Here is a 21,056-nt window from a genome sequence, read left to right as displayed (position 1 = left end):
TAATCCTCCTGCCCGGCCTGTCCTATAGACGCATGAAGACGCATGTGCAAGCCTACTTCTTTAAGTATGTCCGGAAAAAGGGCGTCTTAATGCCGCCAATGGAAAAAATCCCCGCCAGCATTGGGCTGACGGGGATTCGTACGGCAGGAATGGATGGGTTTAGTAAACGGGCAGGACCTGGTTGGTTTGCTCCCGGTTACGGCCGACGGAGAAGATGGCAATAGGAATACCGGTGAGCTCGGATACGCGTTCCACATAGCGGCGGGTGGTCGCGGGAAGATCCTCCATGCGGCGGACGCCGGTAATGTCCTCGCTCCAGCCGGGCAGCTCTTCATATATGGCCTCGCATTCGTCCAGCATCTTGAGGCTGGCCGGATAATAATCGATGACCTCGCCCCGGAACTTGTAGCCGGTGCAGATCTTGACGGTCTCCAGGCCGGTAAGTACGTCCAGGGAGTTCAGGGACAGGCCGGTAATGCCGCTGACACGGCGGGCATGGCGCACCACCACACTGTCGAACCAGCCGACACGGCGGGGGCGTCCGGTAACGGTGCCATATTCAAAACCCGCTTCGCGGATGCGGTCGCCGATAGGGTTGTTCTGTTCCGTCGGGAACGGGCCGTCCCCTACACGGGTGGTGTAGGCCTTGGCTACGCCGATAATCTGGTGGATTTTGGTGGGCCCTACGCCTGCACCGATACAAACACCGCCTGCAGACGGATTAGAGGAGGTCACGAAGGGATATGTACCATGGTCGATATCCAGCATCACCCCTTGGGCGCCCTCGAAGAGCACCTTCTTGCCCGCGTCAATGCTGTCATTGAGGACAACGGAGGTATCCGTCACGTAATGACGCAGCACCTCGGCATATTCCAAGTATTCCTTCAGGATGGAATCGGCATTCAAACCCTTGCCGCCATAAACCTGTTCGATAATATGGTTCTTCTCACCCACCAAACGGCGCAGCTTGGCCTCGAATTCCTCGGGGTCCATCAAATCCGCGATACGGATGCCGCTTCTGGCAGCTTTGTCCATATAAGCCGGGCCGATGCCCTTGCGGGTAGTGCCGATTTTGCTGTCGCCCTTGCGGTCCTCTTCCAGGCCGTCCAGGAGCAGATGATACGGCATAATCACATGGGCTCTGTCGCTGATGCGCAGATTCTTGGTGGAAAAGCCGCTGTCATGGATATATTGGATTTCGTCGATCAGGGCAGCCGGGTTCAGCACCATACCGTTGCCGATGACGCAAATCTTGTCGTTATAAAAAACTCCAGAGGGAATCATCTGCAGCTTGTATTTTTTGTTATCGATGAGTATGGTATGGCCGGCATTGTTCCCCCCTTGGTAACGGGCGACGACTTCTGCCTGCTCAGCCAAAAAGTCGGTAATCTTGCCTTTTCCCTCGTCTCCCCATTGAGTGCCGACAACAACAACTGTGGACATGCGCAAAAACCCCTTCCGGTGAATTGGTACACCGCATAGTAGCCGCCCTATTGCTAGCGTATCCATCCGAAGCAGCGCCTGCTCCGCAAACGCTTAAGGCGGCATATCCAGTGTATCAGTCCGCTAAAGCAAAGTCAACGAAAACGAACGATGGGTTGGGACAAGCTACTATTGTTCGGATATCGGTCATATTTTGGGGGTATTCGTCGACTTGTCCATCCCAAAACCAAGTATTTATTTAACATTATGAATAAAGCCCGAAGCATACATCTGTGTTTTAACACACCTGTACCTTCTTGATGGCCGCTTCGCTTTTTGTGAAGACGCCCTGTCCTCCACTGCTTTCATCCGTGGGCAGCTTGGTTTCCTAACGGCGGTGAGAGACGCTATTTGCCTCAAAACAGGGGGGTGGCTAAATCTAACGGAAGCAGGAGACGCTATTCGGCTACAAAAGGGCTTGCAGCGGGATTATTTGCCCCAATAGCGGCTCTGGACGCCGTTAGATCTTTTGAAGAGGTGTTTTTGCTGAAATAGTGGCTTACACCGCCGTTAGGATTACCCGTTCGGTTCGTTTGTCCGTTCGGTCCGCTCGTCCGCTCGTCCAGACGATGGTTTGACAGCATAGGATTACAAGCGTAATATGGACTATGATTACATGTGTAATCCTATCGAGGAGGTTGTCCCTTGTCTCACATCCCTAATATTTCCGATGCGGAATGGGAGGTTATGAAGGTCCTGTGGACCCGATCGCCGCGTTCGGCCAACGAGATCATCCAGGCGCTGGAGGATCATTCCGAATGGAAGCCGAAGACAGTTCGGACCCTGCTGAACCGGCTTGTCCAAAAGCAAGCGGCGGCGTTTTCCCGGGACGGCAAGGTTTATGCGTATTACCCGCTGGTATCCGAGGAGGATTGTGTGAGGACCGAAACCCGCTTCTTCCTGAACCGGATCTACGGCGGATCCTTCAAGCCTATGCTGGCCTCTTTCCTGAGGGAAACCCAGCTGACATCGGAGGAAATCGGCGAGCTCAAGCAGATTCTCGACGATAAATCGGTATGTTGAGTTTCCAGCCGGCAGCCAGATAACAACGAAGGAGATTCCACATGATAAAACGGCATTACCCCCGTGCCCGCTTTATGTCTATTCTTGCTATTGCCGGGTGTCTGCTGGTCAGTGGTTGTGGCTCTCCCAAGGAAGGCGGAGACAGGTCTGCTCCGGCAGCCAACCTTTCCCCTTCAGATGAACCGGCTGTGGCAGCCGCTTCCGTTTCTCCGGATGAAGGCTCCGGCCAGGCCTCATCCGAACCGTCCCCATCTGCCGGCTCAACCGGCCAGCCTGCGGGCACGGCTACTGCTGCGCCAACCTCAGGGGCTTCGGCGGCTGCGGGGCAGCATGGGACAAGCGGGGCGTCCGCCCAGTCCCTGTTTCCAACACCTGCCCCCTCCTCTGCTCCTAGACAGGAGGCGCCGGTTCAGCTAATCCCCCGCACCGTACCTGCCGACGAGCAAAATGGAGCGGTATCGCCCACTCCGGCCTCCGCTTCACCTGCTGACGCCGGAAGCCCGACACCATCGGGAAGTGCAGCCTTCAGTCCTGCTCCCACTCCCACTGAATCGGCTCCACGGATTTTGCAGCCGGGCCATGCCACGATGGATGACTCTCCATAGATAAATCTGGCATCATAACCGTATAACCTGAAGAAGCCTCCAGCCGGTCTGGAGGTTTTTTGCCTTTTAGCCTGCCTTGCATATAAAGAAAACCCGGCCGCTGCGGCCGGGCTTCCCTGCATCGATATGGATAAGATAAGTGCTGCTTACCTGGCAGCGGCCTCCTGATGGGTCCGGTCCAGACTGACGAACTTGTTGTAATGCTTCAGGAACGCCAGCTCTACCGTGCCTACCGGGCCGTTCCGCTGCTTGGCAATAATAATTTCGATGATGTTCTTCTTCTCGGTTTCCTTATCGTAGTAATCATCCCGGTACAGGAACGCAACAATGTCGGCGTCCTGCTCGATGGAGCCCGATTCCCGAAGGTCAGACATCATCGGCCGTTTATCCTGCCGCTGCTCCACGCCCCGGCTGAGCTGGGACAGGGCGATGACAGGCACGTCCAATTCCCGGGCAATCTGCTTCAGGGTCCGGGAAATTTCCGAAACCTCCTGCTGCCGGTTGTCGCCCTTGCCCCGTCCGGCGATGAGCTGGAGGTAGTCGATGAGGATCATCCCGAGCCCCTTCTCCTTCTTCAGCCGGCGGCACTTGGCCCGGATATCCGCTACGGTAACGGAGGCCGAGTCGTCGATATAAATATTGGCTTCGGACAAAGCGCCGATGGCCATGGTCAGCTTTTCCCAGTCGTCGTTCTTCATATCCCCGTTCCGCAGCGCATTGGCCTCAATGTTGCCCTCGGCGCAGATCATCCGCTGCACCAGCTGGGCCGCGCCCATTTCCAGGGAGAAGATGGCGACGGTCTCTCTGGCCCGGACCCCGATATTTTGGGCTACGTTCAGGGCGAAGGCCGTTTTCCCTACAGAAGGACGGGCGGCTACGATAATTAAGTCCGAACGTTGGAAGCCGGAGGTCATCTTGTCCAGGTCGATAAAGCCGGAGGGAATGCCGGTAGCGGAGCCCCGCTGCTGGGACAGCACCTCCACCCGGTCGAACACCTCCATCAGCACATCCCGGATGGCGATGAAGCCGCTGCCGGAGCGCCGGTTGGAGATCTCCATAATCCGTGCTTCGGCATCGCTCAGAAGGGTGCCCACCTCGTCCTCGCTGGCGTAGCCGTCGGTGACGATGTTGGTGGCGGCCCGGATGAGGCGGCGGAGCATGGATTTTTCTTCGACGATCTGACTGTAATAATCCGCGTTGGCAGCAGTCGGTACCGAATTGGCCAAAGCCGACAGGTAGCTGACCCCGCCGATATCCTCCAGCTGCTTCTTGTCCTGGAGGCGGGAGGTCAGGGTGACCATATCCACCGGTTCATTGGCTTCGGCGATTTCGATCATGGCCGCGAATATATATTGATGGGCAGTCCGGTAAAAGTCCTCGCTGGAAATCCGCTCCATGGCGGTAATCAGGGCATCCCCGTCCAGGAGGATCGCGCCCAGCACGGCCATTTCGGCTTCCAGGTTTTGCGGCGGAATCCGGTCGAAGCGTATTTCTTCGTTCATGCTGTTTTCTTCCTTTCTTGCTGAGGGTGTGTCCGGTGAGAATCTCCAGATGAACCGATAATCCCTGGGCTGCATTCCTTACCGGGAAAAGAGGGCCTTGGATGCTCAAACACGTTTTGTCAGCTTTGATTTGAATGAATTGTTAATGGGTTCAAAGCTGCCAAAACACTCACCCTCAAGTCCCTCTTTTCCCTAGCAGTCATGCAAATGGAATACCGGTTCATCAAGCCTTCTCAGAGGTACCCCCCTCTTACTCCTCGACTACATGCACCTGCAGGGTCGAGGACACCTCGGTGTGCAGCTTCACCGGAATGGTAAAGCTGCCGATCATTTTAATGGGGTCTTCCATTTGCATTTTGCGCTTGTCGATGGCAATGCCCTTTTGCTTCTGCAGCTCTTCGGCGATTTGCTTGGTGGTGATGGAGCCGAACAGACGGCCGCCTTCACCGGTTTTGTGCTTGATGGTCAACGTAATTTCCTTCAGCTTTTCACCCAGGTTCTTGGCATCCTGCTTCTCTTGGTCCTTCTTCTTCTGCTCGGAGGCCTTCTGCATGGCCAGGCTCTTGACATTGCCGTCGGAGGCCGGAGCCGCCAGCCCTTGCTTGAACAGGAAGTTCTGGGCGTACCCTTCCGAAACTTCCTTGACCTCACCCTTTTTGGCTTGCCCCTTGACGTCCTTCAAAAAGATAACCTTCATTCGAATAACCCCTCTTCCTCATCTATTTCTTTCAATACCTGCTTCAGCCGTTTGGCCGCCTCCTGCACGGTGGTATGCTCCAGTTGGACCGCCGCATTGGTCAAGTGACCGCCGCCGCCCAGCCGTTCCATCACAATCTGCACGTTGATCTGCCCGTGGGACCTGGCACTGATGCCGATTAGCCCGTCCTGGCGCTCGCCGATCACAAAGGAGGCCATAATATCCGTCATATTCACCAATGTATCAGCAACCTGGGCAATGAGCAACTGGGAGTATTTTTTACCCGGCTCGGTGGCGGCGATGGCAATATGGTCGTAGATGATCTCGGCGTGTTTGATCACCTCGGCCTTTCGCACATACGCATCCAGGTCCTCCTTCAGCATCCGGTGGATAATGGCCGTGTCGGCCCCGTTGCGCCGCAGGAAGGAGGCCGCCTCGAAGGTCCGTGCGCCGGTGCGCATGGCGAAGTTCTTCGTATCCACGGCAATGCCGGCCAGAAGTACCGTGGCCTCCATCACATCCAGAGATACCCGCTCCTGGAAATATTGCAGCAGCTCCGTCACCAGCTCGCAGGTGGAGGAAGCATACGGCTCCATATAAATCAGCACCGCATCGCTGATAAACTCCTCGCCGCGGCGGTGATGGTCCACCACCACGATCCGGTTGGTATTCTGCACCAGCTTGGGCTCCGCCAGCAAGGACGCCTTATGGGTATCCACTACCACAATCAGGGTGCGCGGCGTCTTCAGATGAAGAGCCTGGTCCGGCTGGACAAAGCACTTCTTGTACTTTTCCTCCTCGGACAGCAGCTCCAGAAGCTTGTGGATGGACGGATTATCCCCCTCCAGCACCACATAACCCTCTTTGCCCGCCATCTGCACCATCTTCCATACGCCGATAGCCGCGCCGATGGCATCCATATCGGGAATCTTATGGCCCATAACCAGCACCCGGTCGCTCTCGCGGATCAAATCACGCAGAGCGTGGGAGATCACTCTCGCCCGGACCCGGGTCCGTTTCTCCACCGCATTGGAGCGTCCGCCGTAGAAGGACAGGCGCTGGCCCACCTTCAGGGCGGCCTGGTCGCCGCCGCGGCCCAGGGCAATATCCAGGCTGGTTCCCGCCAGGGTTCCCAGCTCAATGAGATTATCCGTGCCCGACGCCACCCCGATGCTCAGGGTAAATGGCACCTTCATCTCCAGGGTCATGTCCCGGACATCATCCAGTATGTCGAACCGGCTTTGCTCCAGCTTCTGCAGGCCCTTCTGATCCATCATGAACAGGAACCGGTCGGAGGCCGTCCGGCGCAGAAACAGGCCGTTTTTCACAGCCCATTCGTTGATCTGCCCGGTTATCTTCGCCACAGTCAGTGTCCGCAGCTGATCATCCATCCCTTGGGTGGCTTCATCCAGATTGTCCAGAAGAATCAGGCCGATAGCCGGCCGGCCCTCCGCCAGCTTCCGGGACATCTCCGACTGTACGGTAATATCATGGATGTACAGGAGGCGCTCCTCCGGCTTAACGATAACGGAATAAATCGTTTTATCCAGCACAAGCTCGATGACCGTATCCTTGTCCTTGCGGTTCTTCAGCTGCGGCCACAGCTCCAGCAGATTCTGTCCGATGACGGTTTCCTTGCCGGCCATCTTGGCGACGAAGGGATTATGCCATTCAATCACCTTCTCCTCGTCGTACAGGACAATACCGATGGGCAGCTCGTGAATCACCTCATGGCTGGCCCGCTTCACCCGGTGGGACAAGGTGCCTACATAAGCATGAAGCTCCTTCTCGAAGGCGCTCTCCGCCAGAAGAGAATAATAAATGGCCAACCCCACTAATAAGAGGGCGACCAGTCCGATCAGCCAGTAGTAAAAAAACAATGCCCCCGAAAGGGCCAGCATCAGCATGTAGGACCAGACCGTATGTCCTCCATACCAGCGTTTACGCAATAATTTGGGCATTTTCACCTCTCCTTTACATCAAGGAGCAGCGAGGAAATGAGTAACCGCTTTTGCCGGCAAATTAGCGGTACTTATTTCGTCGCTGTCTCCAGGCGATCAGCCGCCGGCGATTCGTTTCCGCATCGGGGTGAGCACATCCAGCAGACCGATTACACAGTAGAGGTAAACGAGAAGAGGTGGAAAAAGCACCACCATGACAATAGCAAATACGGGAAGCGCTACACTCTTTTTCTTGGCATGGGCAAAAAAGAAGAAAAAGCTGATGGCCTGCACAGTAAAGGCAATGCTCAGAATCGGCAGCAGATTCCAGACCACCATGGACAAGAAGGTGTTGGATTCAATGCTGATGAACATATCCAGGATGGTGACGATCACCAGATACAGCGCCATGGAACGGGGAAGCATCCACTCCCGGATCGGCCTTAAGCCCGGCACCAGGACATGGTTTTTGCGGAGAATCCAGCGGCCTACGGCATGGCCGATAAAGGTATAGAATACTGCCGTGACGATCAGAAGAAGCGGAATAATCTGCAGGAAATAATGGATGGTCGCATTCAGCGCCGCCTGATTCACGGAATTGCGCAGCACCTCCGGCAGGCTGTCTACGCCGCTTTGGAGGAATTCCTTGACACGCTCAATGGGATCAAGCCCGGCTGCATAGCTAATCAACAGCGCCAGGAGCATCTGGCCCAGTAGGGTGACCGTACCGCCTACAATGGCAGAGCGGGCCGGCAGCTTCTTCCTGTACATCACGCCCATGACGATGGACGGCGCCAGGAAAAACAGCGATACCACAACGGGAAACAAGCCCAAATACCCGGTGACCGCCCCCACTGCGGCAAGGCTGATGGCGTAGAACAGCGCCGCCTTTTTCCATTCCAGCTTGGTGAACAGCGCCAAGGCGGGAACCAGCACGAAGTTAATGGTAATCATAACCAGCGGGGTAATAAATGACAGGAGCATCAATGTATTAATGATGCACCAGACCAGCGCAAAGGAACGGCCTTTGGACAATGAGATTCACCTCATGTTGAATAGTTGTTCACGAAAAAACGTATCACCGTTCATTATAGCACAAACTTGCACCGGTTTCTTGGAATCTCCTGCTGCCCGGCTATCCCTTCCCCCGCCCGCCCATCTGCTGGGTTGAGGCATTTCTATAGTTATTTTTTCCCTTGACGGGGAAATTCCGCGGTGCTATGATTTCCACTCGTTGATTTTTTCCAAATAGATGGGAGGCGATAACTTGATTCACGTAGAAGGCATCTCCAAGACCTTTCTGGTCCCGAAACGAAAGGCCGGCTTGGGACAATCGGTGAAGGCCTTGTTCCGGCGGGAGTACAACCAGGTGAAGGCGCTGCAGGACATATCCTTTCACATCCAGCCCGGCGAAATTGTAGGCTACATCGGTCCCAACGGGGCAGGCAAATCCACCACCATCAAGGTGATGAGCGGCATTCTGGTGCCGGACAGCGGACGGTGCACCATCCTGGGGCACACCCCGTGGAAGGAGCGGACCCGCTATGTGCAGCGGATCGGCGTGGTGTTCGGCCAGCGGTCCCAGCTGTGGTGGGACGTGCCGGTGGAGGAATCCTTCGAGCTTCTCCGGGAGATTTATAAGATCCCCTCCCATGTGTACCGGCAGAACCGGGACATGCTGATTGAAAGCCTGGACCTGGGGAGCTTGCTTCAAACCCCCGTACGCTCCTTAAGTCTCGGCCAGCGGATGCGCTGTGAAATCGCCGCCTCCCTTCTCCACGGGCCGGAGCTGTTGTTTCTGGACGAGCCTACCATCGGACTGGATGCCGTATCCAAGCTGGCAGTTCGCCGGTTCATCCAGACCCTCAACCGGGAAAAGGGCGTCACCGTTATTTTGACCACCCATGATATGAGCGATATTGAAGCCCTGGCCAGCCGTCTTCTGCTCATCGGCAAGGGCAAGCTCCTGTACGACGGCAGTCTGACGGACCTGCGGAGCCGATACAGCCTGCAGCGGACCATCACCGTACTCTTCCGGGAGCGGATGGAAGCCCTCCAGGTCCCCGGCGCCACTCTCGCCTCCTGGTCACCCGACCGGGCCGTCTATACCGTAGAGGAAGCGGATGCCAATATGTCCGCCATCATCACCTATCTGGCCTCCCGGCTGGATATTCTCGATGTGGCCGTAGATGCCCAGCCTATTGACGATCTGATCGTTTCCTTATATAAGGAGTATCAAATATGAGAGCCTATCAAGCCGTCTTTAAGCTCCGGCTCTCATTGGGAATGCAATACCGTGCTGCCGCCCTGGCCGGACTCGCCACCCAGTTCTTCTGGGGGCTGATGAGCATCATGGTGTATGACGCCTTCTACACGCACTCCTCGGCGGTTCCGGATATGAGCTTCCAGCAGGTGGTCACCTACATCTGGCTCCAGCAGGCCTTTCTCACCTTTGTCATGCTCTGGTTCCGCGATAACGAGCTGTTCAACATGATCACCAGCGGCAATATCGCCTATGAGCTGTGCCGTCCGTGCGGGATATACGGCTTCTGGTACGCCAAGCTAGTGGCCCAGCGCCTGTCCGCCGCCTTCCTCCGCTGTCTGCCCATTCTGTTGGTTGCTTATATCCTGCCCGGCCGCTACCGCCTGTCTCTGCCCGCCAATCCAGGCGCAGCTCTCTCCTTCGTGGTGACGCTTCTGCTGGGGTTACTGGTATTAGTGGGCATTTCCATGCTCATCTATATCTCCGTCTTCTATACCATGTCTCCCACCGGCTCCATAATGCTCATGGGAATCCTGGGCGAATTCTTCTCCGGCATGATCATTCCCATTCCGCTGATGCCCGCCTGGGTCCAGCAAATTGCCTATGTGCTGCCCTTCCGGCTCTCCGCTGACTTTCCGTACCGGGTCTATTCGGGTCATATTCCCTTGCAGGAGGCGGTGACTGGCGTCGGCGCGCAATTATTGTGGCTGGCCGCCCTGACCGGCTTCGGCTACTTGTGGCTGAACCGGGCCTTGAAGCGGGTCATCATCCAAGGAGGCTGATCATTCTATGAAGCTATACGGCAAATATATCGTCATGCTGCTGAAATCGCAGATGGAATACAGAACGTCCTTTCTGCTGCTGTCCGTGGGGCAGTTTTTCGTGCCCTTCTTCATTTTTGCGGGTATGTATTTCCTGTTCCAGCAGTTCGGACAGATCGGGGGCTGGACCTTCTATGAAACGGCCTTGTGCTTCGCGGTTATTCATATGGCCTTTTCCATCAGTGAATGCTTCGCCCGGGGTTTCGACAACTTCTCTTCCCTGGTGGTCTCCGGCGACTTTGACCGGATTCTGTTGCGGCCCCGGACAACCGTGCTTCAGGTGCTGGGCTCCCGCTTCGAATTCTCACGGATCGGCCGTCTGGTGCAGAGCCTGGCTGTGCTGCTGTGGGCGGTCTGGATGCTGCCGGTAGAATGGACCTGGTTCAAAGGCGGGGTGCTGGTGCTTATGGTGGCCAGCGGCGTCAGCATCTTCGCGGGAATCTTCGTCCTGGCCGCCACCCTGTGCTTCTGGACCATCCAGGGCCTGGAGATCGCCAATATCTTCACAGACGGCGGACGGGAGCTGGCGCAGTACCCCATTAACATTTACCAAAAATGGGCAGCCCGCTTCTTCACCTTCATCATTCCCTTCGGCTGCTCCAATTATCTCCCGCTCCTGTACATTCTGGGCCGGACAGATGCAGGGCATCCGGTGTTATATGCTCTGGCACCCCTGGCAGGCTTTCTGTTCCTGCTTCCTTGCCTTCTGGTCTGGAGGTTCGGTGTCAGGCATTACTGTTCGACCGGTTCTTAAACAATCCCCCAAAAGTGACGGAATGCTTCGAAGCAAATTCCGGATACTTTTGGGGGAGCCCCCGAATGATCATGCTTCTACACACAAAACCCCGGACCCTCCCAAGCTGCGGGCAGGTCCGGGGTTATGCGTTTAACGGAGCATGTGCTTGTAGATGCCGGGTGAAGAATCGGGTATGGCGATAGCTCCGACTTCCTTCTCATAGAAGGCGGTAGGTCCGGCGCTGCCGATGATGGCGTAGGCATAGCCCTCGGCCTTCATGGCATGAAGCGCTGCCATCAGCAGGGCTTTGCCTATCCCCTTGCCCCTGTAATCGGGATTGACGCCGGTAGGACCGAAGAAATCCTTGGCTGTGGCTTCATAACAGGCAAACCCCACCATCTCCGCTTTATCCCCGCTTACATCCTGGGCAATCAAGCAGCTTACGGGCAAACGGCTGTAAGCGGCCTCCAGCTCACTTCTCCAATGGCGCTGGAAGGTACGTTCCACCCAATCCCCCGCCAGATGCTTCTCCGGCGGCAATCCCCGGCGGATTACAATCCCCTGCTCCTCCAATTGACGCTGTACCGGCGCAAGGTCAGGCAATTCATACAGCTTCACCAACATATCCGGCATCCTGGACACTCTCCCTTTTCTGGTAATGGAAGTGGCGGTTAACAAAAAACACCAACCCCCAAAGGAGGCTGGTGCTGGTATCCAACTCTTATTCCGTGGTGTACGGAAGCAATGCAACGGTACGGGCACGCTTGATCGCAGTGGTCAAAGCGCGTTGATACTTCGCAGAAGTACCAGTTACACGGCGGGGCAGAATCTTGCCGCGTTCGCTGATAAACTTACGAAGGGTATCAATGTCCTTATAGTCAATGTGAGTGATCTTGTTCACAGTGAAATAGCAGACCTTACGACGTTTGTTACGGCCTTTGCCGCCGCGGGAAAACTTCCGCTCGCCGCGGTCTTCGCCGCCTTCATTACGCTTGAAGCTCATCTTGGTTCATTCCTTTCGGGTTAGAATGGCAAATCATCATCGGAAATGTCAATCGGTTTTCCGTCGTCTGAGAATGGGTCCGCATTGCCGCCCCGGTTTCCTCCGCCGCCGCTATTGCCGTAGTTGTTGCCGCCGCCATTGTTGTTATAGCCGCCGCCTCCACCACCACTATAGCCGCCGCCGGACCGATTACCTCCGTTGCCACCGCTATTTCCTCCGCCTTGATAGTCCTCCCGCGGTGCTCCGCCTTCGCCGCGGTTCGCTGATTCCAGGAACCGGACATTGTCGGCAACAACCTCGGTGACATACACCTTGCGTCCTTCGTTATTCTCGTAGTTGCGCACCTGAATGCGCCCTTCTACTGCCGCCAGCCGTCCCTTGCGCAAATAATTGGCACAGGTCTCGGCAAGCTGCCTCCAGGTAACCACCGGAATAAAATCGGCTTCCCGCTCATTCTGGTTGTTGGAAAACGGACGGTCCACGGCCAGGGTAAACTGGGTAACCGCCACACCTTGAGGCGTATAACGAAGCTCCGGATCACGGGTTAAACGGCCAATCAGAATCACACGGTTTAACATTCGAATCCCTCCCAAACATCATCCACGAACAGGCTTAGGCAACGTCATTGACGATGAGGAAACGAATAACCTCATCAGAGATCTTCAGAACGCGGTCAAGCTCAAGTACAACAGCCGGCTCGGCGTTGAAATGAACGAGGACGTAGAAACCGTCACGCATTTTGTTGATCTCATACGCAAGACGACGCTTACCCATCAGATCGCTCTTGGTAATCTCGCCGCCGTTGGATGTAATGATGTTTGCAAACTTCTCAACCGTAGTTTGAACCGCTTCTTGCTCCAGCTCGGAGCGCAGAATGTACATCACTTCATATTTGCGCATGTAAATCACCTCCTTATGGACTATGCGGCTCTCCCATGGGTTATAGAGGCATGTCTCATGCCGGGAGAGCAAGGAGTAACGATGAAACATAAAGCTCATCAAAACTCGCACCAATATACTATACCAGAACATGCGATCGATTACAAGCCGAATTACACTTTGGCGATCACTGAAAGCTTTCCCTGTGCCCTGCTGCCGATCAGACTGATACCCAGCATAATGAATCCGCCGCCCAGCCATTGCTTCCACCCCAGCTGCTCCTGCAAAAGCCATACCGCTACCAGCATGGAGGTGAGCGGGGCTACACCGGAGAAGGCTGCCGTCACATAGGGATCGCAGCGCTTTACCCCCCGATAGAACAGTGCGTAAGAAACCGCGGTTACGACAAGACCGTACCAGACCAGTGCCATCCACTCCCGGAAACCGCATGCCGCAAGCTCCTGCACCGGCCGCTCCGCAATTGCCGGCAGCAGGCTGAACAGGAACGCCGCCGCCGATACCAGGAAGGTCTGCACCATAGGATGCAGCTCCTTATTGCGGATGGCGTCCAGAGACTGCCTATTTTTGGCCAACAGATTAAATAGGGCTTCGCTTGCCGCCGCACCCAGCACTAGCAGATTGCCTGCCGCATGGCTCCAGGACAAGCTGCCCCCGCCTCCCTGGATCAGAGCCAAACCCGCGACGGTGCACAGGATTCCCCGGACGGCTCCCTGGTACAGTGGCTCCTTCAGCACTAACCGGGCCAAAAGGGCGGTAATGGCCGGGGTGGTGCCCAAGAGAACCCCGGCCTCACCGGCGCTGGTCAATGGTAATCCGTAGAGCAGGAAGCAGCGGAAGGCAAACATGCCGAAGAAGGCTTGGAGCAGAATGCCCGCCCATTGATCCCGGGACATTCCCGACACCGCCCGGATGATCCTGCCTCCGTATAAAGGAAGCAGCACCGCCAGCATGATGCCCAGACTGCCTGCTTGAATCGTAAACGTGCCCAAGTGCTGCCCAAGCAGTCTTCCGGTTATGACCGAAGTGCCAGCCAGCACAAATGCACCTGTTAAATAAGCCTTCCCCCATCCACTCCTGTTATCATTCACCTGCATACTCTCTCCCCCGCCCTGCCTTGTGTTTGCTATAATTGTAGGATGTGGGCCTGCTTGAAGACAGGTCCAGTCCGGGGTCACAAGGAGGGAGCCAGTTGGTGAAGGAGCATGTTTGGGGCATGGAGCTGGACCGCGGCGGCGAGGTGAGCCTGTCGCGGCAGATTTTTGTGGGTGTGCGGGAGGCGGTGTTGGCGGGAAGACTGGCTCCGGGCGAGGCTCTCCCCTCTACCCGGCTGCTGGCCGGACAGTTGGGCGTGTCGCGGAACACGGTCTGTGACGCTTACGATATGCTGCTGGCAGAGGGGTTTTTGGTCAGCAGGCAGGGTGCCCCCACCCGAGTGGCGGAGGGGTTGGCCGCACAAGATCCGGCGGGCAGCCGTTACGCCGCAACACCTGGCCTCCCCCCCGTCCCAGCGGCTTCCCCCTCCTATCCGCCGGTAGTCCACGATTTTCAGACGGGCCGGCCCGATCTCCGGGTATTTCCGTGGGGGCTGTGGTCCCGCATGGTCAAGGAAGCCGGAGAAAACCTGCCGCCCTCCGCACGCGGTTATGGCGAGGCCCAGGGATACGCTCCACTGCGCAGTGAAATTGCCGCCTGGCTGTTCCGCAGCAGGGGTATGCGGGTGGAGGAGACCGATATCTTTATTACGGCTGGCGCCACCCAAGCCCTGCATCTTCTCGCTGTGCTGCTGCCCCGCAGGGAGGAGGACCTGTTTGCCTTGGAGAGTCCCTCCCATCCGGCTGCCTTTGCCATCGCGGCAAACCAGGGCTTTTCCCCACTCTGGCTGCCGGTAGACAGGCATGGCGTCCTGATAGAGCCGCTGAACGACCAGAACGTGTCTGCCGTGTATGTGACTCCCTCCCATCAGTTTCCTTTAGGAGGCATATTACCTGCCCCCCGGCGAGCGGCATTGATCCGTATGGCCGAAGCCCAGGGCTTTTATATTATCGAGGACGATTATGACAGCGAATACCGGTATACAGGCGCGCCAATAAGCCCGCTGTATACCTTGGATCAAGGTGCGGGCCGGGTCATCTATGTGGGCAGCTTCAGCAAAACCATGTTTCCTGCCCTCCGCTTAGGCTTCGCCATTGTCCCTCCGGCGCTGCAGAAGGCATGGCGGACCCGGCGGACCTATCTGGACGTGCAGAGTCCGGTGCTGGAGCAGGCGGGGCTGGCCCTGTTCCTGCAGACCCGCAGCTGGGACAAGCATATCCGGCGGATGAGGCGTCTCTACGGGCAGAAGCGGCAAGCGCTTCTGGAAGCCATCAGCCAGCATTTCGCCGGTGCGGCAGTGCCTTGGGGAGATGCGGCGGGCCTCCATCTGGTCCTGCAGTTCCCAGGCCAAACCTTCGGCGAGGAGTTTATCCGCGGCTCCCGCCAAGACGGCATCCGGATCAATCCTGTCTCGGTATACTGCCCGGGTCAAGGGGAGCATGCCGACAAGCTGCTGTTAGGCTACGGGCATCTGAATGCCCGTGAGATACAGAACGGTGTAGCCGCGTTGGCCTCTTTTATGACTGGATATTAGACCGCCAAGCCCTTTTCCAAAACCGGCAAGCATATCTCCACGGTTTTGCCAATGGTCCTGACAACCTCCTCGAAATCAAGAACCTCAAGAGGCTCCGCCTTGGTCGAAGCCGCGTTCTTGAAATCCCCTTCCAGTTCTCCGATCAATGGGAGGAGATTATCCACGGGGATTTCTTGCACTTCATTAATGGTCTGCCCCGCGGAGCTCCATCAGCTTAAGGGGATAATAATCAATCAGCATCCCATTAAGCCGAACAAAATCACGATAATATTGCCTCTTCGCTTCCTGCTTGATTTCAGCCGGCAGCCATTTGATCTTCTTGAAATAAACATCCTCCAACCAGATGGAGTCGGAAACCAGATGGACATAATAGCCCAGATGAAACGGCTCCTTTTCCACCGCCAAATATTTTTGGTAAAATGCCCGGTGATCCACATAGCTGATACCCTCGGCATCATTCTTCATAAAGTGAGAGTGTTTTTTCAACTGGCTGCTGCTAAGCTGATGGGCGTCTGGAGCAAGGTTTCCCAATACAAAAGCGTCATTCTGAAAACCCAGTTCCCGTCCAATCAGGGTGGCGATGGCGTAATGCATGACTCTGGAGCCGATTTTCCCCACTTCCTCCGGTTATCCGTCATCCCCTAAACCTCGGCCAGCCTCGCTGCCGCTTCCTCTTCCGTGGACAGGAAAAAGACATCCTTCCCGTGATTGCTTTCATAGATAAAGTCCCGCAGGCTTTTGCTTGTGTAGACGGAGAAATCCCCGACAATCGCCAGCTTCACGTGGTAGTTCGTAAATTTCTGCAGAACTTCACCGGCCAGCTTAGTCTTAAGGTCAAAAAACTCCTCGCAGATAGCCGCTTTGTCCAGGATCATCCGGTCTGCTCCGGTTTCGTAGCGTACGGTTGCCATCAAATCCAGGGCGGATTGGACGTCCGTAATCAATATTTCCTCATGCACAACATGTACAATGGTTTTTTCGTTTTGCTTAATTATGTTCAGTTTCATAACGATTCTCCTTTTATTCGAATACGGCCTCGCCATACAAACGGTTGGCTAATTCGTAGCCTTTTCGTTCTTCGTCTATTGTAGGGTGAAACTCCGCAAAAAAATCTTCGCCCAATTCAATGGAAAATTGAGTGCAAGCTGCATTTAAGCGCTCTAGGGACAACCTGCCCTTCACGCATTTGCGTGCCAGTGCTTGCAATGCATGAAATGATGCCGACACTTCCGGCGTACGGCAGATTTTTTCGTACATCCTTCTGGAATATAAATAGTACGGGGTTCTCCCGGTTTCTATGAAGGGAACATCCAACTGCTGTTCTATCCAATCAGCCAACTGGCCGCTCTGCTCGATAATCGCAAGAACACGCCTGCCAGCCGCTATCATCACTTCATCATTGACTTCATATTGGGAATAAATTTCAAATTTAACCCCTACATGTATAAGGTCCAGTCTGTCACTCGGGAATTCAATGGGTGAGATGTACAAATCGACCGTTACATTCCCGCCCTTACTCCTGTTATCGGTACACCTAATGTAATAGGCTACATGCTCTGAGCGACGCTTTACATAAATACAGTATCCATCCTTAGAAATACGCCGCGGCGTTATTTTGAAGCCTCCCTTTTCCACTTCGACTCCCAAGGTCTCCTGTACATCCGTACAAAAAGTGCTTCTCATATGTACCTCCATTAATCGATGATTCCGGAATTCTCTTCCATTTATTGTTCGTTATTCGCTTGAAAATGTCAATAACCTTCCTTCGCCTGAAATTGGCTGCTCCCCCCCATCATGACTCCTCTTCCTCCGGTCCATACTACAGGTGGAGGTGATGGACATGGGTGAACATTCCCGCTACACAGTGGGCCAAAAAGCCCCCAACGACGGCGAATATATGGAGATCGGCGATCATGCGGTTCATATGGGCATCAATAATCCGAAGCATATCTATCTCAAAAAAGGGGAGCACTTTCCCGAAAACACCAACGATGACCGGGTATGGGTCAAGAAGGACCATGCGGTAACCCATTAAGCCACGCAAAAAAGCAACCTTCAGATGATCCTGTTTGAAGGTTGCTTCTTCTATTACACCCGCCGTTCATTCCTGCGCCAGCTGTTCCTTGCGGTATTGGCTTGGCGTTTGCCCGAAGTGCTTGCGGAAGGTTTTGGCGAAGTAGTTTTCGTTGGGAAACCCCACCGACCGGCCGATTTCGGCTACCGGTTGGCTGGTGTGGGCCAACAACTCCTTGGCTTTATCCAGCCGCAGCGTCTGTACATAATTGATTAAGGAATCGTTGGTTTTCTGCCGGAACAGTCTGCTTAGATAATGCTCCTCCATCCGTACCATGGTGGCCATCGCCTTCAGGCTGATATTGCGGTTATAGTGTTGGCGGCAGTATTCGAGAATCCGGTTGATCTCCGGGTGATCCGTCAGCTTCACCTTCGTGCGGGCCATGGCTGCGGCCAATTCCGTCTGAAGGACGCTCAAGGCCGCTAACAGCTCTCCGTGGCTCCGGCTGTTCCTCAGAGGCCCACCGCCGTTGGCCGCCTCCACACGCCCTGCAATACTCGCAAACATATGGCTTAAACGCCCCGCGGCTTCCCGTACCGTCTCCACCGGTACCCGCTTTTTCTCCAGGTTGACCCAATATCCCTGCAGCAGCTCATCCACTGTCTTCACCTGCAGCTCTTCGAAGGCGGCAATAATCCGCCGCTCGGTTTCCCAGGACGGGACCACCGTTCCCTCCTTCTGCTGGTCCGCGTGACGGGTCTGTCCGCTCATCAGCTCCCTTACGCCGGGAGTGTCCTCATACCAGACCATCTCCATCGCCTGCAGATGCTCCTGCCAGCGCCGCAGCAGATGCCGGGGATGAAACGGACGGCTGTACACTCCCCTGTGCCTGCCCGCCTCCAAGGCCTTAACATCTATGTCCATTGAACCCTCCGCCCAAAAAAACAGCGTGGTGATCCCATTGTGGAACAGGGCATTTTTCCAGACGCATGTCTCCGGTGTAATGACCCGGCCGGCAAGCCACTCCTCGGTAAGCCTACCTGTTTCATCCCCGAACAGGGTTACAAGCGCAACCTGCTTTAGAGGCGCAGCCCCCATGGATACCCGGACGGTAGAGATAGCCTCGACGGCTGCATCGCAGGCTTCACCAGATTCCCCCGTGTGGAGGCTGCGGAGAGCCTGGGCATAACAATGGTCGAAGGCGCGGCTTAAGGCCAACTCCCGCTGAACCCGGCTTTTCTCCAGCTCCGCCCCCGCTTTTGCCAAGGCAGCCTGCAGCTCGGCAATGCTCATCGACAGCTTAAGAATGTATCCGATAGCGCCCAGCTCCAAGGCCTGCCGGGGATATTCAAACTCGTTCATACAGGTCAGCATGATGAATTTGCTGGCATAACCGGCTGCCTGAGAGGCCCGAAGCAGCTCCAGACCGTCCATTACCGGCATGGCGATATCAGCCAGGACCAGATCCGGGCGCAGCGTCTCCATCTGCTGCAGCGCATCCTCCCCGTTGTCTGCCTCACCGCAAACAGTGAACCCCAGCTCCTCCCAATTCACCAGCTTCCGCAGCTTTTTGCGGACAAAGGTTTCATCCTCCACCAGCAGAACTTTCCACATCCCGGTTGCCTCCTTTATCGAATGGATCCGAAACCAGAAGCGGCAGCGTTATGGCGGCCACGGTGCCTCTCTCCAGGGCCGTTATCCGGAGCACACCCTCCTCCCGGAACAACAGGGTCAGCCTTTCCTGAATATTGGCCAGCCCGATACCCTTGCGCTGCGGCGCTGCAGCCGATAAGGGACGGGTGGTATCCAAACCTGCCCCGTTATCCTCCAGCTCCATAATGAGCTGCCGGGACCGTCGGTATACCCTCAGGATTACACGCGCATCCTCCGGCATATGGGCAAAACCATGCTTTAGCGCATTTTCCATCAGGGGCTGCAGGCTCAGCTTGGGGACCAGCGCATAATGCAGCGCCGGATCGATGTCGTATTCCACTGCTACAAGCCCTTCGTACCGGTAATTCTGAATGTACATATACGCCTGCAGCAGCTCCAGCTCCAGCTTCAGATGGACCAGCTCCACCTCGGAATTAAGCGTGGTCTCCAGCAGCTTGCCCAGAGCGATGCAAATATCCGCCGTGTCATTATCCCCTTTATCCAGCACATTCCACTTGATCGTATTCAGGGTGTTCATCAGAAAGTGGGGGTTCATGTGCGCCGCCAGCATCCGGTAATGCAGCGCCTCCTTCATCCTCTCCTCCTGCTTCAAACGCTGGAGCAGCTTCCGTATATCGTCCATCATGGTGTTGTAGGTCCCCGCCAGCTCCTTCATTTCGCCGGTGAAGGCATCTTCATGAACCCGGATGCTCAGCTCCGATTCTGCGGATAGGGCCATTTTGCGGCGGAGCAGAAGCAAGGGCCGTGAGATGGCCGCGGCGATCAGGAAGGTGACCACAATAAAAACCAGGCATAATACAGCGAACGTAAACAGATATTGGGCACGGATGGCATTCAAATTGCCCACATAATTATTCATGGGCAGGTACGACAGAATGTACCAGTTGAAGTCATTGAAGTAGGTGCCGGAAACAATGGCCATCCCCTTGGGGTCCTTTTCCTGATGGAGATTCTCGCTGCCGATTCCTTCAATCACCTGCCGGATCAAGGCACTGCCGATGGTATTGCGGCTATCCGATAGCCCGATGGTTTGCCCGGTATGGTCGACAATCTGGTAGCTCTGCTGCAGGAGCAAATCCCGCGAGGCCTCCGCCAGCCACCCCTTATACTGAAACTCCATCAGCACATACCCGGTAATCTCACTTCCGTTGTCCCGGAGCAAGCCGTAGAACTGGAGATTGTCTCCGGCCACCCACCGGTAGCCTTGATCGTTGGTTAGCCCGGAGAAAACCGGGTCCTCCACAAACCTTCTGTAGGCGTCCCCCGAGCCCAGATGGCCGTCCGGCTGATATAGCTGGCCCGTCCGGTCTGCCAGGGTAACCGCCACTTGGGCGGGAAAGCGGATGGAGCTGGCCCGTTCCGCCGCACGCCCGAACAATTCCTGACGTTCCATCGGTGTACGGGGAGACGCATCCAGCAGCATCCGGCGGGTTTCCGGATCACGCTCCAAAAACAAATAATACCGGAACATACTGTCGAGGACCTTGGCCATCTGGGACTTCATGATGGTCAGCTGCTTACCGGCCTTTTCCTTGAATTCCAGCTCCATGGAATCCTCCATCTGCCGGTACGCCATCATCTGCAGCAGGGAGAACGGAATCAGAATGAACAACAGCACAGAAGCAAACAGACGGTACTTCAGCTTCTTCGGCCAAATGCTTAGGATAAGCCGCACCCTTCCTCCCCCTCCCGTTCTGAGGCCCCCTGCCCGTACTCCCGGCGGAGACGCAAATTGCGGCGAAGCGCCCCTTGAATGGGCCCCGCCGCAAT

The 21,056-nt window shown here is 55.8% G+C and carries 23 protein-coding genes; 7 read left to right on the top strand and 16 right to left on the bottom strand.

All coding sequences use genetic code 11. From position 1 onward, the window contains the following. Nucleotides 1-159: 159 nt before the first annotated feature. Nucleotides 160-1,443 (bottom strand): adenylosuccinate synthase, encoded by a 1,284-nt coding sequence (locus ACI1P1_RS23985; protein WP_416218986.1) that lies wholly within the window; start codon nucleotides 1,441-1,443, stop codon nucleotides 160-162. Nucleotides 1,444-2,127: 684 nt separating this feature from the next. Between ACI1P1_RS23985 and ACI1P1_RS23980 the strand changes: the two genes are divergently transcribed. After that, a complete protein-coding gene (locus ACI1P1_RS23980; RefSeq protein WP_416218985.1) occupies nucleotides 2,128-2,505 on the top strand; it encodes a BlaI/MecI/CopY family transcriptional regulator in 378 nt (125 codons plus the stop codon). Between the two features lie 41 nt (nucleotides 2,506-2,546). Beyond that, nucleotides 2,547-3,110: a hypothetical protein gene (locus ACI1P1_RS23975; RefSeq protein ID WP_416218984.1), complete on the top strand. Its 564-nt coding sequence runs from the start codon at nucleotides 2,547-2,549 to the stop codon at nucleotides 3,108-3,110. A 146-nt stretch (nucleotides 3,111-3,256) separates the two neighbouring features. Here the strand turns inward: ACI1P1_RS23975 and dnaB are convergent, their stop codons facing one another. The 4 genes from dnaB to ACI1P1_RS23955 form a co-directional block, all read right to left on the bottom strand. Further along, on the bottom strand, nucleotides 3,257-4,612 hold the full coding sequence (dnaB, locus tag ACI1P1_RS23970; protein WP_416218983.1) for a replicative DNA helicase: 1,356 nt from the start codon (nucleotides 4,610-4,612) through the stop codon (nucleotides 3,257-3,259). A gap of 250 nt (nucleotides 4,613-4,862) precedes the next feature. Next, nucleotides 4,863-5,309: a 50S ribosomal protein L9 gene (rplI, locus tag ACI1P1_RS23965; protein ID WP_416218982.1), complete on the bottom strand. Its 447-nt coding sequence runs from the start codon at nucleotides 5,307-5,309 to the stop codon at nucleotides 4,863-4,865. Next, nucleotides 5,306-7,270: a DHH family phosphoesterase gene (locus tag ACI1P1_RS23960; protein ID WP_416218981.1), complete on the bottom strand. Its 1,965-nt coding sequence runs from the start codon at nucleotides 7,268-7,270 to the stop codon at nucleotides 5,306-5,308. Before ACI1P1_RS23960 ends, rplI begins: the two co-directional genes overlap by 4 nt. 96 nt (nucleotides 7,271-7,366) lie before the next feature. Then, nucleotides 7,367-8,284, bottom strand: a complete 918-nt coding sequence (locus ACI1P1_RS23955; protein WP_416218980.1) for a DUF2232 domain-containing protein — start codon at nucleotides 8,282-8,284, stop codon at nucleotides 7,367-7,369. 232 nt (nucleotides 8,285-8,516) lie between these two features. On the opposite strand from ACI1P1_RS23955, the gene ACI1P1_RS23950 reads away from it, so the two are divergent. Genes ACI1P1_RS23950 through ACI1P1_RS23940 form a run of 3 tightly spaced genes read left to right on the top strand, consistent with a single transcriptional unit; the run spans nucleotide 8,517 to nucleotide 11,087 of the window. Then, complete coding sequence (locus tag ACI1P1_RS23950) at nucleotides 8,517-9,494, top strand: ABC transporter ATP-binding protein (RefSeq protein ID WP_416218979.1); 978 nt, start codon at nucleotides 8,517-8,519, stop codon at nucleotides 9,492-9,494. Next, nucleotides 9,491-10,294 (top strand): ABC transporter permease, encoded by an 804-nt coding sequence (locus tag ACI1P1_RS23945; RefSeq protein WP_416218978.1) that lies wholly within the window; start codon nucleotides 9,491-9,493, stop codon nucleotides 10,292-10,294. Before ACI1P1_RS23950 ends, ACI1P1_RS23945 begins: the two co-directional genes overlap by 4 nt. 7 nt (nucleotides 10,295-10,301) lie before the next feature. Next, nucleotides 10,302-11,087 (top strand): ABC transporter permease, encoded by a 786-nt coding sequence (locus tag ACI1P1_RS23940; protein ID WP_416218977.1) that lies wholly within the window; start codon nucleotides 10,302-10,304, stop codon nucleotides 11,085-11,087. Nucleotides 11,088-11,219: 132 nt separating this feature from the next. Here the strand turns inward: ACI1P1_RS23940 and ACI1P1_RS23935 are convergent, their stop codons facing one another. The 5 genes from ACI1P1_RS23935 to ACI1P1_RS23915 form a co-directional block, all read right to left on the bottom strand. Next, nucleotides 11,220-11,702 (bottom strand): GNAT family N-acetyltransferase, encoded by a 483-nt coding sequence (locus tag ACI1P1_RS23935; protein WP_416218976.1) that lies wholly within the window; start codon nucleotides 11,700-11,702, stop codon nucleotides 11,220-11,222. Between the two features lie 88 nt (nucleotides 11,703-11,790). Then, complete coding sequence (rpsR, locus tag ACI1P1_RS23930; protein ID WP_113020481.1) at nucleotides 11,791-12,072, bottom strand: 30S ribosomal protein S18; 282 nt, start codon at nucleotides 12,070-12,072, stop codon at nucleotides 11,791-11,793. 20 nt (nucleotides 12,073-12,092) lie between these two features. Then, entirely contained in the window at nucleotides 12,093-12,650 is a 558-nt protein-coding gene (gene ssb / locus ACI1P1_RS23925; RefSeq protein WP_416218975.1) for a single-stranded DNA-binding protein, read from the bottom strand. 34 nt (nucleotides 12,651-12,684) lie between these two features. Next, nucleotides 12,685-12,972 (bottom strand): 30S ribosomal protein S6, encoded by a 288-nt coding sequence (gene rpsF / locus ACI1P1_RS23920; protein ID WP_416218974.1) that lies wholly within the window; start codon nucleotides 12,970-12,972, stop codon nucleotides 12,685-12,687. 152 nt (nucleotides 12,973-13,124) lie between these two features. Further along, nucleotides 13,125-14,066, bottom strand: coding sequence for a DMT family transporter (locus tag ACI1P1_RS23915; protein ID WP_416218973.1), 942 nt, complete (start codon nucleotides 14,064-14,066; stop codon nucleotides 13,125-13,127). A gap of 98 nt (nucleotides 14,067-14,164) precedes the next feature. Between ACI1P1_RS23915 and pdxR the strand changes: the two genes are divergently transcribed. Further along, nucleotides 14,165-15,598 (top strand): MocR-like pyridoxine biosynthesis transcription factor PdxR, encoded by a 1,434-nt coding sequence (pdxR, locus tag ACI1P1_RS23910; protein ID WP_416218972.1) that lies wholly within the window; start codon nucleotides 14,165-14,167, stop codon nucleotides 15,596-15,598. Here pdxR and ACI1P1_RS23905 read toward each other — a convergent pair. The 4 genes from ACI1P1_RS23905 to ACI1P1_RS23890 are packed head-to-tail and all read right to left on the bottom strand — an operon-like array spanning nucleotide 15,595 to nucleotide 17,281. Beyond that, nucleotides 15,595-15,744, bottom strand: a complete 150-nt coding sequence (locus ACI1P1_RS23905; protein WP_416218971.1) for a hypothetical protein — start codon at nucleotides 15,742-15,744, stop codon at nucleotides 15,595-15,597. The genes pdxR and ACI1P1_RS23905 overlap by 4 nt on opposite strands. Before the next feature lie 37 nt (nucleotides 15,745-15,781). Next, complete coding sequence (locus ACI1P1_RS23900; protein WP_416218970.1) at nucleotides 15,782-16,216, bottom strand: hypothetical protein; 435 nt, start codon at nucleotides 16,214-16,216, stop codon at nucleotides 15,782-15,784. 23 nt (nucleotides 16,217-16,239) lie between these two features. After that, nucleotides 16,240-16,605 (bottom strand): DUF4180 domain-containing protein, encoded by a 366-nt coding sequence (locus tag ACI1P1_RS23895; RefSeq protein WP_416218969.1) that lies wholly within the window; start codon nucleotides 16,603-16,605, stop codon nucleotides 16,240-16,242. A 13-nt stretch (nucleotides 16,606-16,618) separates the two neighbouring features. After that, complete coding sequence (locus ACI1P1_RS23890; protein WP_416218968.1) at nucleotides 16,619-17,281, bottom strand: hypothetical protein; 663 nt, start codon at nucleotides 17,279-17,281, stop codon at nucleotides 16,619-16,621. 157 nt (nucleotides 17,282-17,438) lie between these two features. Here ACI1P1_RS23890 and ACI1P1_RS23885 point away from each other — a divergent pair, with 157 nt between their 5' ends. Next, nucleotides 17,439-17,633: a YjzC family protein gene (locus ACI1P1_RS23885; RefSeq protein WP_416218967.1), complete on the top strand. Its 195-nt coding sequence runs from the start codon at nucleotides 17,439-17,441 to the stop codon at nucleotides 17,631-17,633. A 66-nt stretch (nucleotides 17,634-17,699) separates the two neighbouring features. Here the strand turns inward: ACI1P1_RS23885 and ACI1P1_RS23880 are convergent, their stop codons facing one another. Continuing rightward, nucleotides 17,700-19,226, bottom strand: coding sequence for a helix-turn-helix domain-containing protein (locus tag ACI1P1_RS23880; protein ID WP_416218966.1), 1,527 nt, complete (start codon nucleotides 19,224-19,226; stop codon nucleotides 17,700-17,702). After that, on the bottom strand, nucleotides 19,198-20,961 hold the full coding sequence (locus tag ACI1P1_RS23875; protein WP_416218965.1) for a sensor histidine kinase: 1,764 nt from the start codon (nucleotides 20,959-20,961) through the stop codon (nucleotides 19,198-19,200). Before ACI1P1_RS23875 ends, ACI1P1_RS23880 begins: the two co-directional genes overlap by 29 nt. Between the last annotated feature and the right edge of the window lie 95 nt (nucleotides 20,962-21,056).

It is taken from the genome of Paenibacillus mesotrionivorans (assembly GCF_046098205.1).
Lineage (GTDB): Bacteria > Bacillota > Bacilli > Paenibacillales > NBRC-103111 > Paenibacillus_AR > Paenibacillus_AR mesotrionivorans.
Note: the sequence above shows the minus strand (reverse complement) of the source record. Positions and strands in the feature narration are given on the sequence as shown.

Coding starts and splice junctions, on each gene's coding strand:
- ACI1P1_RS23985 (WP_416218986.1), bottom strand. CDS start 1,443: ATGTCCACAGTTGTTGTTGTCGGCACTCAATGGGGAGACGAGGGAAAA.
- ACI1P1_RS23975 (WP_416218984.1), top strand. CDS start 2,547: ATGATAAAACGGCATTACCCCCGTGCCCGCTTTATGTCTATTCTTGCT.
- dnaB (WP_416218983.1), bottom strand. CDS start 4,612: ATGAACGAAGAAATACGCTTCGACCGGATTCCGCCGCAAAACCTGGAA.
- rplI (WP_416218982.1), bottom strand. CDS start 5,309: ATGAAGGTTATCTTTTTGAAGGACGTCAAGGGGCAAGCCAAAAAGGGT.
- ACI1P1_RS23960 (WP_416218981.1), bottom strand. CDS start 7,270: ATGCCCAAATTATTGCGTAAACGCTGGTATGGAGGACATACGGTCTGG.
- ACI1P1_RS23945 (WP_416218978.1), top strand. CDS start 9,491: ATGAGAGCCTATCAAGCCGTCTTTAAGCTCCGGCTCTCATTGGGAATG.
- ACI1P1_RS23940 (WP_416218977.1), top strand. CDS start 10,302: ATGAAGCTATACGGCAAATATATCGTCATGCTGCTGAAATCGCAGATG.
- ACI1P1_RS23935 (WP_416218976.1), bottom strand. CDS start 11,702: ATGCCGGATATGTTGGTGAAGCTGTATGAATTGCCTGACCTTGCGCCG.
- rpsR (WP_113020481.1), bottom strand. CDS start 12,072: ATGAGCTTCAAGCGTAATGAAGGCGGCGAAGACCGCGGCGAGCGGAAG.
- ssb (WP_416218975.1), bottom strand. CDS start 12,650: ATGTTAAACCGTGTGATTCTGATTGGCCGTTTAACCCGTGATCCGGAG.
- rpsF (WP_416218974.1), bottom strand. CDS start 12,972: ATGCGCAAATATGAAGTGATGTACATTCTGCGCTCCGAGCTGGAGCAA.
- ACI1P1_RS23915 (WP_416218973.1), bottom strand. CDS start 14,066: ATGCAGGTGAATGATAACAGGAGTGGATGGGGGAAGGCTTATTTAACA.
- ACI1P1_RS23895 (WP_416218969.1), bottom strand. CDS start 16,605: ATGAAACTGAACATAATTAAGCAAAACGAAAAAACCATTGTACATGTT.
- ACI1P1_RS23890 (WP_416218968.1), bottom strand. CDS start 17,281: ATGAGAAGCACTTTTTGTACGGATGTACAGGAGACCTTGGGAGTCGAA.
- ACI1P1_RS23885 (WP_416218967.1), top strand. CDS start 17,439: ATGGGTGAACATTCCCGCTACACAGTGGGCCAAAAAGCCCCCAACGAC.
- ACI1P1_RS23880 (WP_416218966.1), bottom strand. CDS start 19,226: ATGTGGAAAGTTCTGCTGGTGGAGGATGAAACCTTTGTCCGCAAAAAG.